The 19,522-nt window shown below is 41.6% G+C and carries 18 protein-coding genes and 3 pseudogenes; 9 read left to right on the plus strand and 12 right to left on the minus strand.

Annotated elements, in window-relative coordinates; all coding sequences use genetic code 11:
* Positions 1-361: 361 nt before the first annotated feature.
* The 3 genes from WKK05_RS40150 to WKK05_RS40160 all read right to left on the minus strand — a co-directional run bounded on the left by WKK05_RS40150 (position 362) and on the right by WKK05_RS40160 (position 3,307).
* Positions 362-823 (minus strand): hypothetical protein, encoded by a 462-nt coding sequence (locus WKK05_RS40150; RefSeq protein WP_341532081.1) that lies wholly within the window; start codon positions 821-823, stop codon positions 362-364.
* Between the two features lie 55 nt (positions 824-878).
* Positions 879-2,228, minus strand: coding sequence for a P-loop NTPase fold protein (locus WKK05_RS40155; RefSeq protein WP_341532082.1), 1,350 nt, complete (start codon positions 2,226-2,228; stop codon positions 879-881).
* A 128-nt stretch (positions 2,229-2,356) separates the two neighbouring features.
* A complete protein-coding gene (locus WKK05_RS40160; RefSeq protein WP_341532083.1) occupies positions 2,357-3,307 on the minus strand; it encodes an RpoD/SigA family RNA polymerase sigma factor in 951 nt (316 codons plus the stop codon).
* Between the two features lie 21 nt (positions 3,308-3,328).
* On the opposite strand from WKK05_RS40160, the gene WKK05_RS40165 reads away from it, so the two are divergent.
* Positions 3,329-3,502, plus strand: coding sequence for a hypothetical protein (locus WKK05_RS40165; RefSeq protein ID WP_341532084.1), 174 nt, complete (start codon positions 3,329-3,331; stop codon positions 3,500-3,502).
* A 457-nt stretch (positions 3,503-3,959) separates the two neighbouring features.
* Here the strand turns inward: WKK05_RS40165 and WKK05_RS40170 are convergent, their stop codons facing one another.
* Both WKK05_RS40170 and WKK05_RS40175 read right to left on the minus strand, forming a co-directional pair.
* Positions 3,960-4,301: a hypothetical protein gene (locus tag WKK05_RS40170; protein ID WP_341532085.1), complete on the minus strand. Its 342-nt coding sequence runs from the start codon at positions 4,299-4,301 to the stop codon at positions 3,960-3,962.
* A 208-nt stretch (positions 4,302-4,509) separates the two neighbouring features.
* Positions 4,510-5,021: pseudogene (locus WKK05_RS40175) on the minus strand (IS1 family transposase); the annotation flags it as partial.
* Between the two features lie 553 nt (positions 5,022-5,574).
* Between WKK05_RS40175 and WKK05_RS40180 the strand changes: the two are divergent.
* Complete coding sequence (locus WKK05_RS40180; protein WP_341532086.1) at positions 5,575-6,522, plus strand: RpoD/SigA family RNA polymerase sigma factor; 948 nt, start codon at positions 5,575-5,577, stop codon at positions 6,520-6,522.
* Between the two features lie 39 nt (positions 6,523-6,561).
* Positions 6,562-6,852 carry an HNH endonuclease gene (locus tag WKK05_RS40185; protein WP_341532087.1) on the plus strand — a complete coding sequence of 97 codons (291 nt, stop codon included), beginning with the start codon at positions 6,562-6,564 and terminating at the stop codon, positions 6,850-6,852.
* 461 nt (positions 6,853-7,313) lie between these two features.
* Here WKK05_RS40185 and WKK05_RS40190 read toward each other — a convergent pair whose 3' ends face one another.
* The 3 genes from WKK05_RS40190 to WKK05_RS40200 form a co-directional block, all read right to left on the minus strand.
* Positions 7,314-8,633, minus strand: a complete 1,320-nt coding sequence (locus WKK05_RS40190; RefSeq protein ID WP_341532088.1) for a condensation domain-containing protein — start codon at positions 8,631-8,633, stop codon at positions 7,314-7,316.
* An 87-nt stretch (positions 8,634-8,720) separates the two neighbouring features.
* A complete protein-coding gene (locus WKK05_RS40195) occupies positions 8,721-9,338 on the minus strand; it encodes a pyridoxamine 5'-phosphate oxidase family protein (RefSeq protein ID WP_341532089.1) in 618 nt (205 codons plus the stop codon).
* Between the two features lie 9 nt (positions 9,339-9,347).
* Positions 9,348-9,473: a hypothetical protein gene (locus WKK05_RS40200; protein ID WP_341532090.1), complete on the minus strand. Its 126-nt coding sequence runs from the start codon at positions 9,471-9,473 to the stop codon at positions 9,348-9,350.
* 122 nt (positions 9,474-9,595) lie between these two features.
* On the opposite strand from WKK05_RS40200, the gene WKK05_RS40205 reads away from it, so the two are divergent.
* The 5 genes and pseudogenes from WKK05_RS40205 (at position 9,596) to WKK05_RS40225 (ending at position 12,041) form a co-directional block, all read left to right on the plus strand.
* Positions 9,596-10,150, plus strand: coding sequence for a TetR/AcrR family transcriptional regulator (locus WKK05_RS40205; RefSeq protein ID WP_341532091.1), 555 nt, complete (start codon positions 9,596-9,598; stop codon positions 10,148-10,150).
* Between the two features lie 178 nt (positions 10,151-10,328).
* Positions 10,329-10,580: a hypothetical protein gene (locus tag WKK05_RS40210; protein WP_341532197.1), complete on the plus strand. Its 252-nt coding sequence runs from the start codon at positions 10,329-10,331 to the stop codon at positions 10,578-10,580.
* A 224-nt stretch (positions 10,581-10,804) separates the two neighbouring features.
* Positions 10,805-10,996: a hypothetical protein gene (locus WKK05_RS40215; RefSeq protein ID WP_341532205.1), complete on the plus strand. Its 192-nt coding sequence runs from the start codon at positions 10,805-10,807 to the stop codon at positions 10,994-10,996.
* Positions 10,902-11,380, plus strand: a pseudogene (locus WKK05_RS40220) (transposase); the annotation flags it as partial. The gene WKK05_RS40215 and the pseudogene WKK05_RS40220, both read left to right, overlap by 95 nt.
* A 418-nt stretch (positions 11,381-11,798) precedes the next feature.
* Positions 11,799-12,041 carry a hypothetical protein gene (locus tag WKK05_RS40225; protein ID WP_341530802.1) on the plus strand — a complete coding sequence of 81 codons (243 nt, stop codon included), beginning with the start codon at positions 11,799-11,801 and terminating at the stop codon, positions 12,039-12,041.
* Positions 12,042-12,957: 916 nt separating this feature from the next.
* Here the strand turns inward: WKK05_RS40225 and WKK05_RS40230 are convergent.
* Positions 12,958-13,206 (minus strand): annotated as a pseudogene (locus tag WKK05_RS40230) (IS4 family transposase); the annotation flags it as partial.
* Positions 13,207-13,311: 105 nt separating this feature from the next.
* Here WKK05_RS40230 and WKK05_RS40235 point away from each other — a divergent pair.
* On the plus strand, positions 13,312-13,917 hold the full coding sequence (locus WKK05_RS40235) for a hypothetical protein (protein ID WP_341532092.1): 606 nt from the start codon (positions 13,312-13,314) through the stop codon (positions 13,915-13,917).
* 51 nt (positions 13,918-13,968) lie between these two features.
* Here WKK05_RS40235 and WKK05_RS40240 read toward each other — a convergent pair whose 3' ends face one another.
* The 3 genes from WKK05_RS40240 to WKK05_RS40250 all read right to left on the minus strand — a co-directional run bounded on the left by WKK05_RS40240 (position 13,969) and on the right by WKK05_RS40250 (position 19,420).
* The gene (locus tag WKK05_RS40240) at positions 13,969-14,361 is read right to left on the minus strand and encodes a hypothetical protein (protein WP_341532093.1); all 393 of its coding nucleotides are present in this window, start codon (positions 14,359-14,361) and stop codon (positions 13,969-13,971) included.
* 77 nt (positions 14,362-14,438) lie between these two features.
* Complete coding sequence (locus WKK05_RS40245) at positions 14,439-14,675, minus strand: hypothetical protein (RefSeq protein WP_341532094.1); 237 nt, start codon at positions 14,673-14,675, stop codon at positions 14,439-14,441.
* Between the two features lie 521 nt (positions 14,676-15,196).
* A complete protein-coding gene (locus WKK05_RS40250; protein WP_341532095.1) occupies positions 15,197-19,420 on the minus strand; it encodes a chemotaxis protein CheB in 4,224 nt (1,407 codons plus the stop codon).
* Positions 19,421-19,522 lie beyond the last annotated feature (102 nt).

Raw genomic sequence — 19,522 nt, forward strand, 5'->3', positions numbered from 1 at the left:
TAACATATGTTTCAGCTATTATGTTTGTGCCTGATTGACTTGTTTGAGTAACCAAAATGCACAGCCAATTCCGATAAATAAAGCAGTATTCATCAAAATACTAGCTTGAACCACAAAGATATCGAGTGGCTCGATAAGCTGACGAGATTGATAAATTGTTAACTTTGTTAATTTTTAGAGTGTTCTCAACCATTTTACCGAGTTTTAAAACACGCCCTAGTCTAAATTCCAGACCTTGAACTTCAATTGAATAATTTATTGGCTCAGTTTTTTGCCGGTTAGCAAAAAGAAGCCTGTATTACTTGGGTTTGCTTTATACCAATCCTCGGAAATTGGCAAAGGTATTGCACCACTCTCATCCTTACTTTTTAGGACTACCTGCAAAACTTCTAGTAGTTCCCCAACTCTCTAAGTCTGGAGCTAACTGCATTAGTTGCTGATAGTTTTCATCATTAGTCCATAACACTATCGGAAAAGAAAAGGTCTTCTGAAATTCTTCCCGTACTTGATTAGCATTCGTTAACATCTGTGGTAAATCTCCCAATGATTCTAAACCCACAATCATTAAGGCTTGGACATCATCCCCAGATTCTTCACAAATGGCGCGATAAAGAGTTTTTTCTGATTCCTTCAAATGTAAAATGTGAATCTTGATTTGACAGTTTTCGTGCAGTCTTTCTATCAGACGATTCTCTAAATTACTATAATTACACCGTGCCCAAATCAACTTAAACTTTCCTGCTGAAGCTTGAATCGTCCAAGCTAGCTGTTGGAGCGCTCGCTCGTTATCTATGGGTTCATCTTCTTGGTGGTGTCTACTCATACTATTTCAGCAGATTTGAGGTTTGGAATGGTTGTGAACTTCCTGATCAGCATTTTCAACCGCTTAACTCCCTTGCCTCGGCTAAAATCGGATTCACATCAAACCAAGACTCGCCACCATCCCGATATTCAAATACAAAGCGACTACGAATTAGCTTTTGGTATCCCTGTCCATTACTGACTTTTTTATTGTGCTTAACATCACGCAGTAATTGCCACTCTTCATCCGATATCGGCATAGTCATTTCATTTTTCCGAGCGCGAACCACTTGCTCTAGGATGCTACGGGAAAGCGGAAGTTTCATTTCCTCCTGAATCCAGATATTTAACAACCGTAACAAGTCTCGCACATGACCACCGCTTAAACTACATAGCCGCTCTAGAGTCGTGACACTATCAAAAATATCAGTAATCTGGCTTAAGCGCTCGTCTGGTTGCAAATCGGGAAAGGCTCTGGCTAACACCATCTGTTGCATCAGTGCCATCCCCTGTTGATGCACACTACCGTCAGACCACTGCACAGGTACCATTGGTAACACCTTCGGGTCTTCCGGGAATCGCTGGGTCAGCGTTCCATAATCATTCGAGAATTTCAAAGCAAAGGGCATTGTAAAGACTAAATGACAATTCAGCTTTGTCAAAAGCTCTCCTTGATCTACAAACAGATATTCCTGTTGCGGACGACCCCAGGGCTTGATGCGATTATCTATGCGGTCGAGGTTATCTACAATCACCACCAATCCCTTTTTCCCCTGCTGCTTCAGTTTAGCGATCGCCGGCTCTAACAGTTCTCGATTAATCGCCTCCAACAGTCTGGTTTTCTGTGGCGATAGGTACTGATTAAGTTTCTGCCGCAGTATCGGATCACTTTTCATCTGGGATATAATTTCTCCAATTCCTAGAGCGAGGGAGAATTTATCTTTGTTCATAGATAAACCAACATCTCCTATAGGTGTTTTTACCTTCAACCCTGTTACCTCAGAGTTTAAAACCTTCAACGCACCTTGCAGTAGCTGATTTAACTTGCTCGCTTCCTCCAGGGGTATTTTCTCCAAACTCTGGCTGACACGATGAGCGATGGCTAGCAGCACATCTACAATATCTACATCGGTCATTTCCAAGTCTTCGCTAGACTCAAAATACACCACATGAAAGTTTAGCGCTTCAAGTTCAACCTGTAAGCGTAATAGTTCTGTTGATTTGCCACAGCCTATATGTCCAGTTAACAAAGTACAGGTTGGTTCGTTCGGTTTAAAGAATGTAATTTTCTGTTTTAGCTTACCGATAATATCCCCACCTCTGACCTGGGAGAAGTCTATATAATACTTGATATCTGAAAGTTGATTGACACGTAAAGTCCGGCTTGGGTTAGTTCTTTGGAAAAATTTTAGTAAATCTATGGTCATAATAAAGTAATCTCTTGATTCTTACTGCTTAATTTCTTAACAGTTGTAGCTATTTATTTCCAATATGTAGGATAGCGCTCTTGATTCATAAAATGTTTTCGTGGGAGAGCGACAATATCAAACAGTATTTAACTGATTAAATGCTGTTTGAGATCATGTTGTGAATGCCGCAGAATATTCATCGCTTTAACTTGAATTTGGCGAACCCGCTCTCGACTCAAGTCTAAACGTTTTCCAATCTCAGCTAGGGTCAGTTCACGATCCGAATCTAGCCCAAAGCGCAGAATTATCACTTCTCTTTGTATGGGTGTTAGCAATGAGAGCGCATTAATCATGTCTTGGCGCAAACATTCTTGGGCGATATGTTCATCTAGAGAAACGCTTTCGTCTTGTAAGAGTTCGCCCAGTGCTGTATTCTGGTTTTCTCCAACTGACTGGAACAGAGAAACTGGCTGACGAGAAACGCTGATATATTCCCAAATCTGATTAGGCTTTTCGTTTAATGCAAGAGCAATTTCTGTGATGGTAGAACGGCGACCTAGGGTTTGAGACAGTTCGCGCTGTACCTTCTTGATTTTGTTGAGTTTCTCGTTTATGTAAATGGGCAAGCGAATAGTACGGGAGGTTTGGGCTATAGCTCGTGTGATAGACTGCACAATCCACCAGTATGCATAGGTAGAAAGCTTGTAGCCCCGGTTGGGATCAAACTTCTCGATACCCCGTTGTAAACCCAGTGATCCTTCTTGGAGCAAATCGAGAAATTCCATGTTACGGTTCTGGTATTTCTTGGCGACCGAAACCACCAGCCGCAAATTCGCTGTTACCATTTTTTGCTTCGCTCTGTGACCAAGTTTCAGAAATTGAGTTACTTCGGCTTCAGTTTTGTTAATGTCCGCAGCTAATTCAACCGAAGTTGGTTCTCGGTGCAGTTGTTCGGTAAGCATAGTTCTTGCTTGCGCGATTACCATCATCTGCTGTACCTGTCTTGCGTAGGCAATTTCTTGCTCAGGAGTCAGCAGCGGAAAGCGACCGATTTCTTGTAGGTAAATGCGAACTAAGTCAGAAGTATGGAGAGACATGTAATTTAACCAATTGAGTAAATGTTGAATAAAGTTCTGACAAAAGAAATTTACAGCATCACTTGCTTTGCTCAAAATACAAGTGCTATCTCTGCCGAGGCGATTAAACCTCACATGTGCGATCGCTCATGTAAGGTTGTACTAAGCCTGCTTGCTTACACTGGTATACCAGAGTGCCTACAATTATTTATCTAATGCTAATACTGTATTTTTGCTTTTAATCAAAGCTAGTGTCTTTTGCCGCTCAGTTCCCCTTTCTTCCCGCAGACGGCACACTGTAAATTTCTATTCATATACTTTTTCTTAGTGCAAGAGTGACTTCAAGTCACTTTAATGCACTATTTTTCAAAAACATTTTAACTTTCACCAAAACTAGTGTTTTTGCCGCTTAGTTCCCCTTTCTTTTAGCAAGCAATACACTGCAAAGTAATATTCAATATTTTTTGGTTACGAATATATGTATTTTTTAATTTAGCACACTATTTATCGAAGTCAAGCATAAATTTCTGCTAGCAATGGCAAAGGTAAAGATATCAAAATATGGCATTTTACAGGAATTCAGGTAAGTTAAGGCTTTTCGCTAGCAAAGCAGTCCTATATTTGGTGCTTGAGCTTGGGGGGAAAGTGAAAATAAAACATCAACATCAACATGTCAAGCCTCATCAATCATCTCTTTGTTAGCTTCTACCTTGCCCAAAGGTAACAGTAGCTCCTCCAAAATTCTGTCTCCAAATAGCTGAAGTTGTTCGGAGCAATATTTAGTGGCACTAGCTTTACAAGTCATTCCTACAACTTCCGAATAGCGAATCATTAATTTATCCCGATTCATTACCAAGTTTGATTTCTGCTTTTGCCCTGGTATTGGTAAATGATCAAACACGTACTGGGGACGAGTATTGCTACCTGAAGAGTGCAAATATTGATAGAAAGCTCCATCATGGTATAATTTTGTTGGATTAAGTGATTTTGGATCGTAAACAGAATTGAGTTCCATTTTCGTTAGCCTTAACTAAACAAACAAATACTTTCATCTAGATGTAAAGCGTAGCGATCGCTATTGATTGAACTAGCTATAGACTTTGAGCGACACGGCTTTACGCTTTAAGTTGCCGTTACCATCATCACCGTTAGTTGTGATTGTCGGTTGAGGGCATTCGGATTTTTTACACTGATAATTCGGCGTTGCTGATTGAAAATATGAATCAGGCGATCGCTACAATTTGATGAGTGTATGAGGTGTTGAGTGGCAGTGAGCTATATTTAAGATAATATATTACTAACCGAATAGAGAGTTTAAGCATTTGTTCTGACTTAGAATAACAAAAAGTTTTTCGATGTAGTCGAGCCAAGTAATGTCTAAAACGGCTGTTTTCTCTTTCTATTCGTGTCATATAAGTTTTACTAACAATATGATCTTCATTGCTAATAAAACATGGATAAACTGGGTAACCATCTGTAACATAAAAGAAAGAATGCCAACACCCGATAATCTGCCACAACAGCTTAAATGTTGTTGAACTACGGTCGCCTAAAACCCATGCTATAACTCCTGGAAAGTTCTTATTAACTGCCGTCCACAACCAAATTTTGTTTTTTTTACCAATAAATGTTTCTAACTCATCAATTTGGGGATTTCTGGTATTTCATCATATTCCGGTGTATCTGGCAAGCTATTACCTACTTCTTTTACCCAATTGATGACTGTCGTATGATGACTGCATGATCTCAACTTTCTGACAATGCGTAACTTCTACTATATTTACATTGCTAACTGAAACTATATTATTAACTCCGGCAGTAAATACAAATAGTCCAGTAATGAACTGGAACATAGCGAGAGTAACAAATTCCCAAAAGATGACTACGATTGTCAGGGTAAGTGCAGATTGCATATCCATGATTATTCCTCAACTAAGTATTTGTATTTTTCAATTGTTTTACGCAAAGCGTTTTTAAGACTTGTTCAAATGTGAAGGGACTTTGAAAAAGTCTTCTCTTGAAGAGAGGACTTGACTCAAAAAATAGCGTAGCATCCATCTGATTTAATTCAACCAAACTTCTTTGTTACTTAAAGCTAATTTATAAAATAAAACAGCTTTTACTATTTACCTTTTTAAAGCTTTCAAGTATTATGTATATAAATTTATTCACCAAAGATAAATATAGCTTTAAGTCTATGATTAGGATTTGATTTATTAGCTAATCCGCAAGATAAAATCTTTATCTCAAACAATAAATAAAAATATTCATCACAATTAATTGAAAGTATGACTAGTGCAACTCCCGATTTAGTTCGCTCGTATTTAAAAGAAATCGCTCGTTATCCTCTGCTGACTCCTGAACAGGAAATCTCCTACGCTAGGCTTGTGCAACAGATGCTTGGGGTTGAAGTTGAACGCGTGAGCCTTGCACAACAATTAAACCGACAACCAACCGCAAGAGAATTAGCTACGACTCTTGGTAAAACTGAAGCTGAAGTAAAGTCAATTCTCCACCAGGGGGAACGAGCAAAGCAGAAAATGGTAACTGCTAACCTCCGCCTGGTAGTGGCGATCGCTAAAAAATACCAGAACCGAAACCTAGAATTTCTTGACTTGATTCAAGAAGGTACGCTCGGTTTATACCGTGGCGTTGAGAAGTTTGACCCAAACAAGGGCTACAAACTTTCAACCTATGCCTACTGGTGGGTTACTCAATCAATCACACGTGCGATCGCAGAGCAATCACGAACTATTCGCTTGCCTATTCATATCAACGAAAAGCTGAATAAAATCAAGAAAATACAACGGGAATTATTTCAGTCATTGGGTCGTAAACCAACTTTAGTAGAGATTGCTGAAGAATTAAAGGTTAAACCAGAGCAGGTTCGAGAATATATTCAAGCAGACCGAAAGTTACTTTCTTTAGAAATGCGCGTTGGCAATGACCAGGACACGGAATTAAGTGAACTTTTAGCTGACGAAAATGTTTCCCCATTGGAACAATTAAATTTTTCATTGATGCGCCAGAATATAAAAGATTTGCTAGCATCACTGCCCCCAATACAACGAGAAGTACTAACTCTACGTTTCGGGTTAGAGAATGATCATCAACTGAGCTTAACTCAGATTGGAGAACGCCTTAACTTGAGTCGGGAACGAATTCGGCAGCTTGAAAATAAAGCACTTACTATTCTTCGCCGTAAACAAAGCGACATAAGGGAGTATCTTAATTAATTAGAATTTACTCACGCTCAAGTTGTCGAATAGGAGAGTATGAGCCGAAACCGCTATCCATCTAACTGGAAACAAATTGCTACTGCTGTAAAGAATTCTTCTGATTGGCGTTGCTCTCGGTGTGATCGCCCTTGTCTACGCCCAGATGAAAAGCCTGTTGGTTTATCTTTATCCCAACGTCGGGTTTATAACCTTCAGGTACATCATTACAACTTCGACCCCGAAGATAACCGTCCAGAAAACCTTGCCCCGTTGTGCAGTAGCTGCCATTTGTACTACCACCGATTCAGGCGAGGCAATATTTCACCAGGGCAATTATCTTTGTTTTAGTATTTAGATGCACGGAGGCTTGCCTAATTTTGACGAAAAACTATTATTAAGACAATACCTTCGCCAATTTACGAGGCCAAGTTGATGTATTAACGTCTTGTTTTGAAAGGTTTGACGAAAACAATAAGTCATAAAAATTCCTTCAAGATTTCCCGTAAGTATTTTTTAACGTATTGCTCGCAGTATCAAAAGTTTGAGCTTACAAAGTAATTTTGTAAGCTCAAACGTTTATCTATGAATCATTTTGCCGTTTTTGCCAAAAATTTTCTAGGCTCTTATTTTGGCAACGGTATTACGTCTGAAATCCTTATTTGGGTAGATTGTGATCTGTATATATGTAGTGCTTCTCAAATTTTTGGCAACACGACCAATAGAAGAATGTGCTAGAGTTTGGACTCTAAACTTATTGGTTTGTAGCGTGTGACACGCTTTAATTAAATTCGCTGCCTTAATTTGAATTGCTATCTGATAGCTTCGTTCAGTAGATGTATTGCCTCTTCGTAAAGTGTGTTCGCTTGGGTTCGTGACATTACCGATTCTTCAGACACGAGTGTGAAAAATAGCTGCTCGCCCAAAGTCGTCACGCCCAGATCGTTTTTGCCACTCATCCTCACAATAGGGCCATAGATTGCCTGAAGTTGAAGCTCTCCGAACTGTTGCTGAATCGTTAGTCGCCCCAGATTGCTAATGCCTATGTCGGAGCCGAATAGTTGGTCTTGAAATCCTTGTAGGACAACATCGGGACTGGGATAAGTAGATGCCCATTCCTGATTTTGAAAAATTTCCTCAAAGAGCTTGTCTGGTGTCATGATTTGATTGAGTTGCTGCTTCAGAGAACGGGCAACATCCCATAGATTGGCATCAGCGCTTAAGTGGTGAGATGTCCGTCCAGCACTAACCCAGAGACCGACATCTTCCTGGTTGAAAGATGTCAAGTACGGTCTGAGATTAATCGGTGACATACAGCGGAGGTTTTGTGGCTGTTCTGAACCATTTTGGTGGCGGATGGCTAAGAGAAAAGCAGCACAAATTGCCGCATGAACGCTCGTTTGCTCTTGCCGAGAGCGAGTCAGGAGCAACAGAGTTGTCTTGGGGGAAAGCGAACCGGAACGGACAAATTGACGGTTATTTTGCCTCACTGATTGCACAGATCCCAAAGAACCGCTCATCTTTGTGAATTTAGGCATCGGCTTTAACTCAGAAAGCGTTTGGAGGGCTTTTCCTGGAACCAAGTCCTCTCGCGACGGCGGAACAGGTAAAGACTGTACAAAGACAGTGGGTGTAGCCAGCGCCTGCAAAATATCTCGAATTAAATAAGTAATCGAGGTTCCATCTGCGATCGAGTGATGGGATATTACGATTAATTCTGATAATTGTGCATCATTGCTGGAGTGAACTAAGACGACACGCACTAAGGGAGCTTGCCACCAGACAAAGGGTGTTTCAATTTCTCGCTCAACTTCTCGCTGCCAGTGTTCTTCGGATTGTCGCTGTACAACTCGCAGTGGAATGGGGGCAGAGTCTTCAACAAACCAAGGTTGTTCTGCTTCATCAAGCGCAATGCGAACTCGCAGTAAGGGATGGCGTTGCTGTACGAGGGTGAGTGCTTGCTGAAGTTGATGAACGCTGAATCTTCCTTTGATTTGTGCAGTGAGAGCGAAATGGAAGGGATTAGCTCGGTCAAGGAGCCAGAAGAGCTGCTCTAATGCTCCAAGGGGGCGACAGACAGCAACAGCTTGAGTGCGATCTAGACATTGCATATACATATAGTTAATCTCCATAATTATCTGTTATTGAGCGAATTGAAGCGTACCCCTGCAATACGAGCAAGCTACGCCCTGGTCTCGTAGAGAAGCTGCTTGACTTGTTTAATAAGCCGTAATTGAAGAAGAGCGCTCACCCAACTGCTGTTCTAATTCCGTAATCCGAGCTTGCAAGGGAGCTATCATCGCTGTAACTTCTGTTTGAGAATAGCGGATGGGAATATGCTGGGAGCAATTCTCGCTGGTGGCTTCTACATGGAAGAGGATAGCGTGTTCAATTGTGGCAGGATAATCTGGAACTCGTAGTCGGTCAATTAATGCCAAATCCCCTTCAACATATTCGGCTGTTCCCCAAATCTTGATACGTTGACGATGCCGATAATCCATCAAGAACAAAAACGCTTTGTCGTTGCCAGACAGATTGCCCACCGTGATGTACTGTGCATTCCCAGAAAAGTCTGCAAAGCCGAGAGTTTTCTCATTAAGTACCTTTAAAAAACCGGGTGATCCGCCCCGAAACTGGATGTAAGGATAGCCATTAGAACTGACTGTTCCCAAGTAAAACCCATCAAGTTGTGCGATGAATTCCTCAAGCTTGGGAGTAATCGAATCATTGTTAGGCCCCTTTGCAATGTAGCGTTCATAGGTCTGCCGTGAACCCCGTTGTTCTTGTGCAGCTTGCACTTGGGGCGTAAAAGCAATTTCTCCAAACTTACGTGGCATAATGCCCTCCTAAACTGCAACAGGCTCTGCAATGCCAATCATGCCGACAAAACCAGGAAGATGTTTGACACGCTCGAGCATTAATTTTGCTTTGTAGCTGTTGCCAGACAGTTCGTGACCATAGAGCTTAATCATGGATCAGTCCTCCTGCATTAGATAAGACCGAATTAGGTTGACTTTGTACCGTTCGTTCGGTATGAAATTACTGTACCGAATGTTTGGTACGATGTCAACAGAAAACTTAGAACTTACAATAAATGCCTAAACAAACGTACATTCCCTCTCTGCTAAACCTGTTAAGGCAGTATGGCTACGATGGCGCAACTCTATCTAAAATCTCTCAAGCTACTGGATTAGGCAAAGCCAGCCTTTACCATCATTTCCCTGGCGGTAAGGATGAGATGGTTGAGGCGGTGCTGGATTATCTTGAGTCCTGGTTAGATCAAAATATTTTGCAAACACTCAACAGTCCAGGTGAACCCTTATCTCGTTTGCAGCAGATGTGCGATCATGTCAATGAAGTCTATGATGGGGGAAAGCAACCTTGCTTATCTGCGATTTTGCTCTTAGGTTCCGCCCGTGATGTGTTTCATCACAAAGTCAAGGCAATTTATCAGGTCTGGATTGATGCGATCGCCAAAGTATTAATTGAGTCTGGCATGAATGAAGAGCTTGCCCAACAGCGGGCAGAAGATGCCATTACCGCTATTCAAGGCTCATTGATTGTGTCTCAGGGATTGGATGACCCATCTGTGTTTGTGCGCGTGATGCAGCACCTACCAGAAAATCTCTGCAAAGGGACGTTATCCTAGCTCGACATTATTTACTTGTATTGTTTTACGCGATCGCTATATTTCTCCGCTAGGTATTGTTGGCTAAAATGAAAAGCTCTACTTTCTAATTAAATAAGTGGATAACTTAACCCTGCACCAGCTAATGGTCACACAAAACACAAAATCTATCAGCTAATCGATGAAACCACAAAACTTAATGTCCAGCAAGATAATTGAAGTCCGAGAGTACACCGTCAGAGCGCATCAAAGACAGATCCACACCCGCGTTTTTAACTTTATTTGTCAGCAGTGCCAAGAACCAACGCAAAGAGAAACCTTTGGCCCTCGACCACTCTACTGTGAAAAATGCCGCGCACCCCAAGTACCCAAGAAATCAACAGTAGTGCCGCGCAACAAACGGAAGCCCAGAGCGATGAACTACAAGAGTGGCAAAGATATAGCGGGGTAGGGTAATGATTTGGGTAGCTTGTCTACCCAGTTAAATATCAGCTTCTAGGGCTAGGAGAGAAATAAATTCTTTTGGTGAAAAAAGCACAGGTGCAGACAAGATAGTTATTTCTATTTACAACTGTCAAATCTGAATTGTTTTTAATGACCTGTAAATTATTTCAAGTTAACAATACCGTAGCCAAAAAAAGAGTATGAAGAGATAGGGCTGCCGTAGTAGAGTTATTGTCTTCCCAAACGACAACTCAAAAGCTACAAACAGCCCATGTTCGACATCTGATCACTATTACAATGCCTGCTACCGCAGATCAAAGCTACGACGATGCGTCGAATGAGCCAGATAATCCTGGCAATGCTAGCGATGAGCGGCCGAGTCACGATGTAAGGAATCTCCCGTTGGACATCTGCTGGTGGTAGCTATCGAACGATGCTGAGATTTTTTCATACAGTAATACCTTGGGCAACGTTGTTTTGGTTGTTTTTTCGCAAGCATTTGTTTCGTACAAATGAGGTATATTTACTTGCAGGAGACGAAGTTGTAATCAGTAAATCAGGGAAACTTTCCTTATGGGCTGGATAGATTTATTTTCTAGCCTTGTCAGCAAACCTATATTAGGGCTATCTTTTTTTACATTATCATTAGTAAGTGTTGAGCGAAGACACTCGTTTCCAATTCAAATAGAGCAGGTAATCAAGGGCGATGAAGAAAAAAGTAATGTATCGCCAAGAACAGAAATCAAACCCAAAGAAAAACGTGGGCGTGGACGACCAAAAGGGAGTAAAAATAAAAACAAAACAGAATGACTAATGCATACAGCGCTTCCGGCTATTATGCAATATATTTTTCTCCTTACCCCTCTGCTATCATCGCTTTCAGCTTTTAGGATGTACCTCATAGCTGCTGAAAGTGCTGTAGTAGTGTCTATCACTGTAACTATTGCTGTATCCCATTCCTGGCTTTTCACTTTTTTGTTAAGAAAGATGCGACTAAAGCATAGCTTGTGATTCTGACTTTTCAATTTTTAGCTTTTTTGTTTTTTATTTTTAATTGATTCCTTAGTTTCATCGTCTACTAAAGTTAAATAACTATTTTATAAAACTCAATTTATCATCTATCAAACGTAAAAACTTACCAACAAATAGTTATTCCTTCAGCAAGATAGCTAAAGTTTTTAGATCACTCAGAATTGAGGTAATTTTTTGAACAGAGGAAATTCGGATGAAACGTGTAGTATCTGCTGCTATGGCAGCAATTTTCAGTGCTGCCATAGGTGGAGCATTTTTTGGCGAAGCTCAAGCTCAAGCTGCTGAACAACAAGACAATTTGATAACACAGGTTGGTACTTCCAATAACCGCCAAAATGTCAAGAAGAATTTGGTAGCGCAAGATCCTGTATATAGCCAGAGTCGCAGAGTAGGCCGCAGAGCAGGTCGCAGAGCAGGCCGTCGATACGATAGATAGAAGGCACTAATAGGGTAGCCGCCGAGATATGTGCAAGTGCGATTGGTTCTGGAAAAACCCAACATATGGGAGGATTCCAGGCTTCAGTAGAGTAACTCCACCAGGAATTGAGTCCGCACTTTAATCCTCTGCTGATGACAACTTGATACCCATGTAGGTGAGGTGAAATATAAAACCAAGTCCTACCACCCTGGTGCGGGGTTGAAAGCACATAAACTACCAATAGGTAGCCCCTACGGAGACGACTGACTGTTCATAGTTCATACCGTAAAGCGGGGATGAAAGCGGTTTAAATGGTGACAATTGCTGAAAACACCAGCCGCAAACAAGAGTTCATGGGAAGACTTGGCCCTTCCCAGTAATAAAATGTCCAGCCGTCTCCTGCATGAGACGCTAGCGCGAACGCTTTCGCCCCGAAGGGCGAAAGCGCCTAGATACCTCGGTTTTGCCAAAAATATTATTGATACGGTGTTAGCGCAGCGGTAGCGATAGCGCAGCGGTAGCGAGGAACGAGCGTCGGAACGAGCGTCAGCAGCGCGGTCTTCTCCCAAAGGGAGAGGCTAGCGCCTGCCGTAGGATGCCCGTTCGCTTTTAGCGTCTCCTCTCTTGAGAAGGGCTGTAGGGGGTTTCCCCCATGAGCGACTGCTGAACCCCGCAGGGGCTGGACATTTTATTTCTTGGATCTCCCCTTGCGAAATGTCGTTGAGCCATCGTCATATCTCACCAAGGAATATAAACCTCTTATGTCAAACTGGGAAAAACCAATCCCTGAAAGCCTCTTGGAGCTTTACTCTTCAGCTTTTGACTATAAATTTTAATTTCTATTAGAAAATAAAGGCTCAAACTTTGATTAGATAAAGGTTCCAATGTTTAGCTACGATTATTGTTTTCCGAAAGTGACAGAACAGGGTTAATTTAAGGCTTTGAATAAATTATTAATCATCTTCTTAATTCTTAGTAATTCCGATGTGAGAATTACTTCTGTTTTATTTTTGTTTTTACTCCCTTTTGGCCGTCCACGTCCACGTTTTTCTTTAGGTTTGATTTTTGCTAGTCTTGGCGATACACTACTTTTTTCCACATCGCTCTTAATTACCTGTTCTATCTGAATCGGAAATGAGTGCCTTTGCTCAACACTTACTAATGATAATGTAAAGAAGGTGAGTTGTCGTTTGGGAAGCAATAACTCTACTACAGAGCGCCCTCTCTTTTCACCCTCTTATTTTGGCTAAGGTATTGGTTAAACGATATTATTTTAAATTAAAAATGTATGGGACTCACCATTCACTACCACTTCGATGCAGGCTCTCGCCCTTTGACCGAAATTCGTCACCTCATCGAAGTACTACATTCAACTGCTGCTGATTTACCTTTTGAATTGCTGGACAAGGAAATTGTTGAATTAGTTGGAGAAGAATGTCATTTGACAGGTTCGGGTGAAGATAAGTGGAGTCTGCTGAAAATTCGAGCGATGAAGTTTGATATCTCGAATCTTGATCGCGAAGAACATCCGGTTCACATCATCGGTTTTACATCTTTGCCAAGACGAGGTGCAGAAGAGCTAGACATTTTTCTGTGTCGCTATAAATATTCTAACGATTGGGTTGCACACGCCAACTGCAAAACACAGTATGCTCAACTGCCTGAACATGGTGGAACTCCTAATTTTATACTTGCTCACACTATGATTGTGGCTCTACTTGATAAAGCGCAGTCATTGGGAATACTTGAAGAAGTTGTAGATGAAACTGATTACTGGGAGAATCGCAATCCACACACATTAGCTAAAGAAGGAGAAGATTGGAATTCGATTACTCGCGAGATTGGAGAAATTTTAAAGGGTCTACCAAAGCAGTCTTTAAGCGGTCTTAATTAGCGAGCGCAATCAGGCGGGCGAAGCAGCGCCATCGCTTGGAGTTAGTTGAGATTAGAGATTCTCATTAAAATCTGGGCTGTTTTGATAATCAGGACAATTGTCACCCTCTACACCTACTGGATGCATTGCACAAATTAACATATTGCCACCATACTCTACCCCGTGATAGTGACAGCATCCTCGACAAACTCTCTTCAAAGAATTTTTATTACTCTTGAGTCTAACTTGCTCTCTCAATCTTTCTTGTTGTGCGCGTGCTAATAAATTCATTCCATTATTGATACTGCCGACTCCTGCGGCAAACCAACAAATTGAAATTACCCAAGGAGTTGGCTTGAGTCTTGTTTGAGGTGAATCCAACAAAGCTTTTATGCCAACCATGCTGAGCGCTGTAGTTGTTGCACCCGCAACCAAAAATATTATTCCTAAAGCTATTTTTTTCATATAATTAAGTTACACAAGCTCCAAAAATCTGGGCAATTCTCACTATCCCACCCATGCCCGTGAATGCTTACCTATTTCTAGTTGTCAAAATCTTCACCTTCTACTTCTACTTCTACTTCTATAAATTCAACTGCAAATGTACATCCTAAATGTACTGCGCCACATATCCACGTATTTATATTACATAACCGATATACTAAGGACATTGATGGCGTAAGACTTTTATCATTTGCAGCAAAAATCAGAGCAACTGTAAATGTGGCAATCCCAAAGATAAATGCAATATGTTGTATAGCTTGAATTCTTTTAATCATTACTTGCAAAAATTAGGGATTTATTATTAGTCTAAAGGTTTTCAAGTTTGGAATGTGCTTTTAAGTGTTTGTTAAATTGTGCCACATCAATTTTAAAACCAACAAACAAAGAATTCCCATCTCTATCTAAATTTGCTTAGAAACTGGAGAACATTTCTGTATAGTTGAGGCTCTTTAGTTTTACGACCTTGGCTATCTTCTTGGACATCATGCAATTCTAGTTCAAATGACAGCGATTGCAACGGACATCGCGCCCCGTTCTTGTAGAAAATATTTACATACATATCCTCGCCATCTTCTCCCAGACAACGAAGCTGTACACCGGAAACTTCACCCCAGGGGCCAGTGACTCGCCCTATTAGTTCACCAACCCAAAATTGCTGTGTAGGTCGAGCTTTCTTGAGCAGGGGGAGAAATGGAGGAAATACTGCTATTATTCATTGATTTTGCAACGCCAGCGTCAAGAGCCTCCTTTGCTGACTACAACGCAAGCGTAGTCTTAGCAGACTACTACTATAGCGTCAGGTAGCTGTCCCTCGTCTAGCTAAGTTGGCAACCATAAATACCAATTGGGTTAGCTCGACGGGTTTAGGAATGTGCATTTGAAAACCTGCATTCCTAGATTCTTGGATATCACTACTACTGGTATACCCTGTCATTGCTGCTGCGGGAATTTGTCCCCCAGCCTCAGCACTAAGAGAGCGCACTCGCCGGATCAAGGTATAGCCATCTTGGTTCGACATCCCAACGTCAGACAATAGCACATCATACAACCCTGGTTGGCTGGTAAGTATTGAGAATGCTTCATCAGCAGATGCGACAGCAGTTACTTCAGCCCCGTAATTTTGTAACATTATCTTCGTTAACTCAAGTATAACTGTATCGTCATCTACAACAAGTACGTGTAAACCTTCCAGGGAAGGAATGTTATCAACGGCTCTTTCCGTGTCGTCGGAAATATCTATCACCTGTGGATCACAAGAGCTAAAATCCTCCTCAACATTGGTGTTCAGTGGTAGCTCAACGACGATAGTTGTCCCTAAGCTTAAACCTGGACTTTCTGCCTGAACCGTGCCGCCATGAAGTTCAACTAGATAACGGACAAGAGACAGTCCTATGCCCAGCCCTTGATTAGCACGAGTTTTGCTACTGTCAGCCTGGCGAAACCGATCAAAGATATAAGGGAGAAAGTCATTAGGTATGCCAATACCTGTGTCACTAACTCGAATCTGGGCTTGGGAATTAACTTGCTCCAGTGTGACAACTATACTTCCCCCAGAAGGAGTAAATTTGATGGCATTAGAAAGCAAATTCCAGATTACCTGCTGCAATCGCAACCCATCCCCCACTACATGTCCAATGACGGGTTGCAGGTGGCATTCAATTTGAATATTCTTCGCTTCTGCCGATAATCTGACTATCTCAAGGGCTGCCTCAATTACAGAGCGGAGATCAATTGGACAAATATTCAGACGGAATTGGCCAGTAGTAATGCGCGAAATATCTAGAAGATCCTCAATCAATTGGATTTGCACTTTAGCACTACGCCCAATCATGTCAATTGCACGATTCATTTGAGCGGTATCAAAGTTTTGTTCCTGGAGTAAATCAGACCATCCCAGAATACTGTGGAGGGGGTTGCGAAGTTCGTGGGATAGAGTAGATAAAAACTCATCCTTAATTCGGTTAGATGCCTCTGCTTCCAAGCGCGCTGACTGCTCTTGAGCCAATAACTGAGTGCGTTCTTCCTCAAACGACTTCTGCTGTGTAATGTCATGAAGTGCCAAGAGAATCATCTGCTGATTTCCTGGTTGTAAAATTCTATAACCATTGAGCAATATAGTCTTTTGCCCAATTTTTTCAAAGTTACAGCAAAGCTCAAAACTCTCAACCTGGGTGTTATGAGTGAGAATGTCTTCCAGGAGCGATCGCAGTTCGGGAATATTCCAATGGCCGTTTCCTAACTCAAAAATTGGTTGCTGTTCTGTCTGGGCGGGCGTTACCTGAAACATTTGGTAAAAAGCCCGATTGCTTTTAAGGACTTTTAAGTCAGAGTTGAGAACTACTAAAGGCTCTGGCACAGTTTCCACGACAACTTCGGCATAATCAAGAGCAGCTTGCAACTGCTTTGTACTGCGTTTGAGGGCATCTATATCCATCAACACCATCACCACGCCATCAATATGATTTCCTGTAGTTCTGTAAGGTCGAATTCGCAGATTATACCAACGTCCTTCTTGGTCTTGCGCCTCCAGTTCTTTAACAGTTAAAGTGTCAATCACCTCAATGAACAATGACTCTAAATTAGGAATGTCAATAGTGGAGCGGATATCACTCAGTAGTCGTCCCACATCTGTGGGAATCAGATTTAGTAAACGCTGTGCTGTTGGCGTGAAACGCCGAATCCGTAAATCGTTGCTCAGTATGAGAATGGGAATATTCACACTACTGAGTATATTCAACAGGTCATTATTGACCTTGTGTAATTCGAGATTGCGACTTTGCAATTCTTGATTAGTTGTATGTAATTCTTCGTTGGTTGCTTGTACCTCTTCTTTGGCTGTTTGCAACTCTTCATTAGTGCTTTGTAATTCCTCATTGCTGGAGAGGATTTCTTCATTCGCCACCTTCAGATGTTGAGTGGTGGACTCATGCTCCTGACTAATCAATTGTAAATATTCTTGAGTTGCAGCAAGTTCTTGCTTGGTGGCTGCTAGTTCTTGTTGGAGTTGGAGTATTTCCTCGCTACCTAGTTGTTCTACATTTCCAGGTGTGATGGTCACTTGTGCATTTGTTGGAGCAGGTACATCTTCAAATAAAACAAGAAAGCAGTGAGTTTCCAAGGAATCAGGTTGAAACGGAATCACCTCAATGCTGACTTTCCTAGACGACTCGCTCCCTTCCATCTGTATCTGTTCCTTTCTCACAGGAACATTCTCCCTTTTTGCCTGATGAATCGCAGTACGCAACTCTTCCAGCAGTCCTTTTCGTGCCATTTTGAACAAATTAAAACTGGGATCTCCAGGTGCGGGTCTCAGATAGGGACTGGTTTCCCCTCGAAATTGCAGAATGTCCATATTGTCGTTAATCATCACGCCAACTGGGGCATAACGATTCAAAAGAATCTGGTCAGCCTGTTTATTTAAGTCAGTAATATCCCAAATTTTATGACTCATGGACTTATCAGCAGCTATTTTCGCTACAGGGTAGTTGCTGCTGGCAAAGTTAAAGTTAAGTGGAGTGGGTATTAATTTTTTGGTATAAATATTGTTTTTTCTGTCTGCTAAAGTAAATAAGTTGGAAAATTCTCCTGCACTTTCGGCGATACCTAACATCAAAAACCCACTGGGCTTGAGACTGTAATGGAAAATGGGCATTACCTGCTTTTGCAAAACAGATTCAAAGTAAATCAGGACATTACGACAACTAATGAGATCCAGATTGGAAAATGGCGGTTCGCTGATGAGGTTTTGTCTAGCAAAAACACAAAGTTCCCGAATCGGCTTGCTGATTTGATAGCCGCTCTCTACTTGATTAAAGAAGCGTCTTAGCCGTTCTGGTGAGACATCAACTATTTGGTTTGGTTTGTAGATACCTATGCGGGCTTTTTCAATTGCTGTCTCATTAATGTCTGTCGCAAAAATTTGAATAGCCCGTTTGGGAAGCACATTCTCCAAAAATTCCATTAAAGAAATAGCAATTGAATAAGCCTCCTCCCCCGTTGCACAGCCTGGTACCCAGATCCGAATCGGCTCATCAACTGATCTCACCTTAGCGATCGCCGGAAATACTCGCTCTTTCAAAGCTTGATAAGCTTCTGGATCACGGAAAAAACTGGTGACACTGATTAAGATTTCGTGGTAAAGTACTTGCACTTCATCTGGATGATTTTGCAGATATTGCAGGTAATCTTCTAGACTTTCCAAGTTATACAGCACCATCCGCCGCGCAATTCGTCGGTTTAAAGTCGTTTGCTTATAATGCGTAAAGTCAACACCAGTGGTAGTCAACAGCATTGCAAAGATTGCCGGCAAAGCAGTCTCACTTTTAGAGAGTGGCTCAACTGTTTGTGAAGAAATCGGACGGGTAACGTTAGGATGACGAGCAATAAGAGCTAGTTCTTCAGCAATTTTTTGTGGTGGGAGAATAAAATCCACATCACCAGTAGCAATAGCAGTATTCGGCATATCACTGAATTGTGCCGATGATTCACACTGAGCAAAGGTGATGCCGCCAGCCGCCTTAATTGCTTCTGATCCTTGTGCGCCGTCTCCATCACTTCCAGATAGGACAACACTGATGGCTTTGCTTCCTCTTTCTGCTGCCAACGAAGTAAAAAAAGCATCAGCAGGCATATATTTCCCATGAATTTTCTCACGGGCTATGAGTTGCAGCACCCCTTGAGCCAGCGTCATCTTCGTGTTTGGCGCAATGACATATACTTGGTTCGGTTCTACAAACATCCCATTCTGCGCTTCATGGACGGGCATCTGGGTCTCCCTCGCCAGAATCTCACTTAGCAGGCTCTTCTGATTTGGATCTAAGTGCTGAATCAGTACAAATGCCATTCCAGTGTCAATGGGTAAATGATTCAGTAGCTGCGTAAATGCTTCTAATCCTCCCGCAGATGCGGCAATTCCGACTATAGGAAATAATTCATCACTTTTATCTTGCTGCTTCTGTGTCGATGGTTCAACAGCAATAGAATCCGATGGTAATGGCTCAGAAGATTGAGGAGAGTTCATTGTATTAGCGAATACAATGCTAGAAAATTTAACTTTCTCTTGTATTCAATAGTTTTATCGCTAGTGTAGCAGAGTTTTTCTCTTAGCTTACATTCCTCAATA

Source organism: Nostoc sp. UHCC 0302 (assembly GCF_038096175.1).
GTDB lineage: Bacteria > Cyanobacteriota > Cyanobacteriia > Cyanobacteriales > Nostocaceae > UHCC-0302.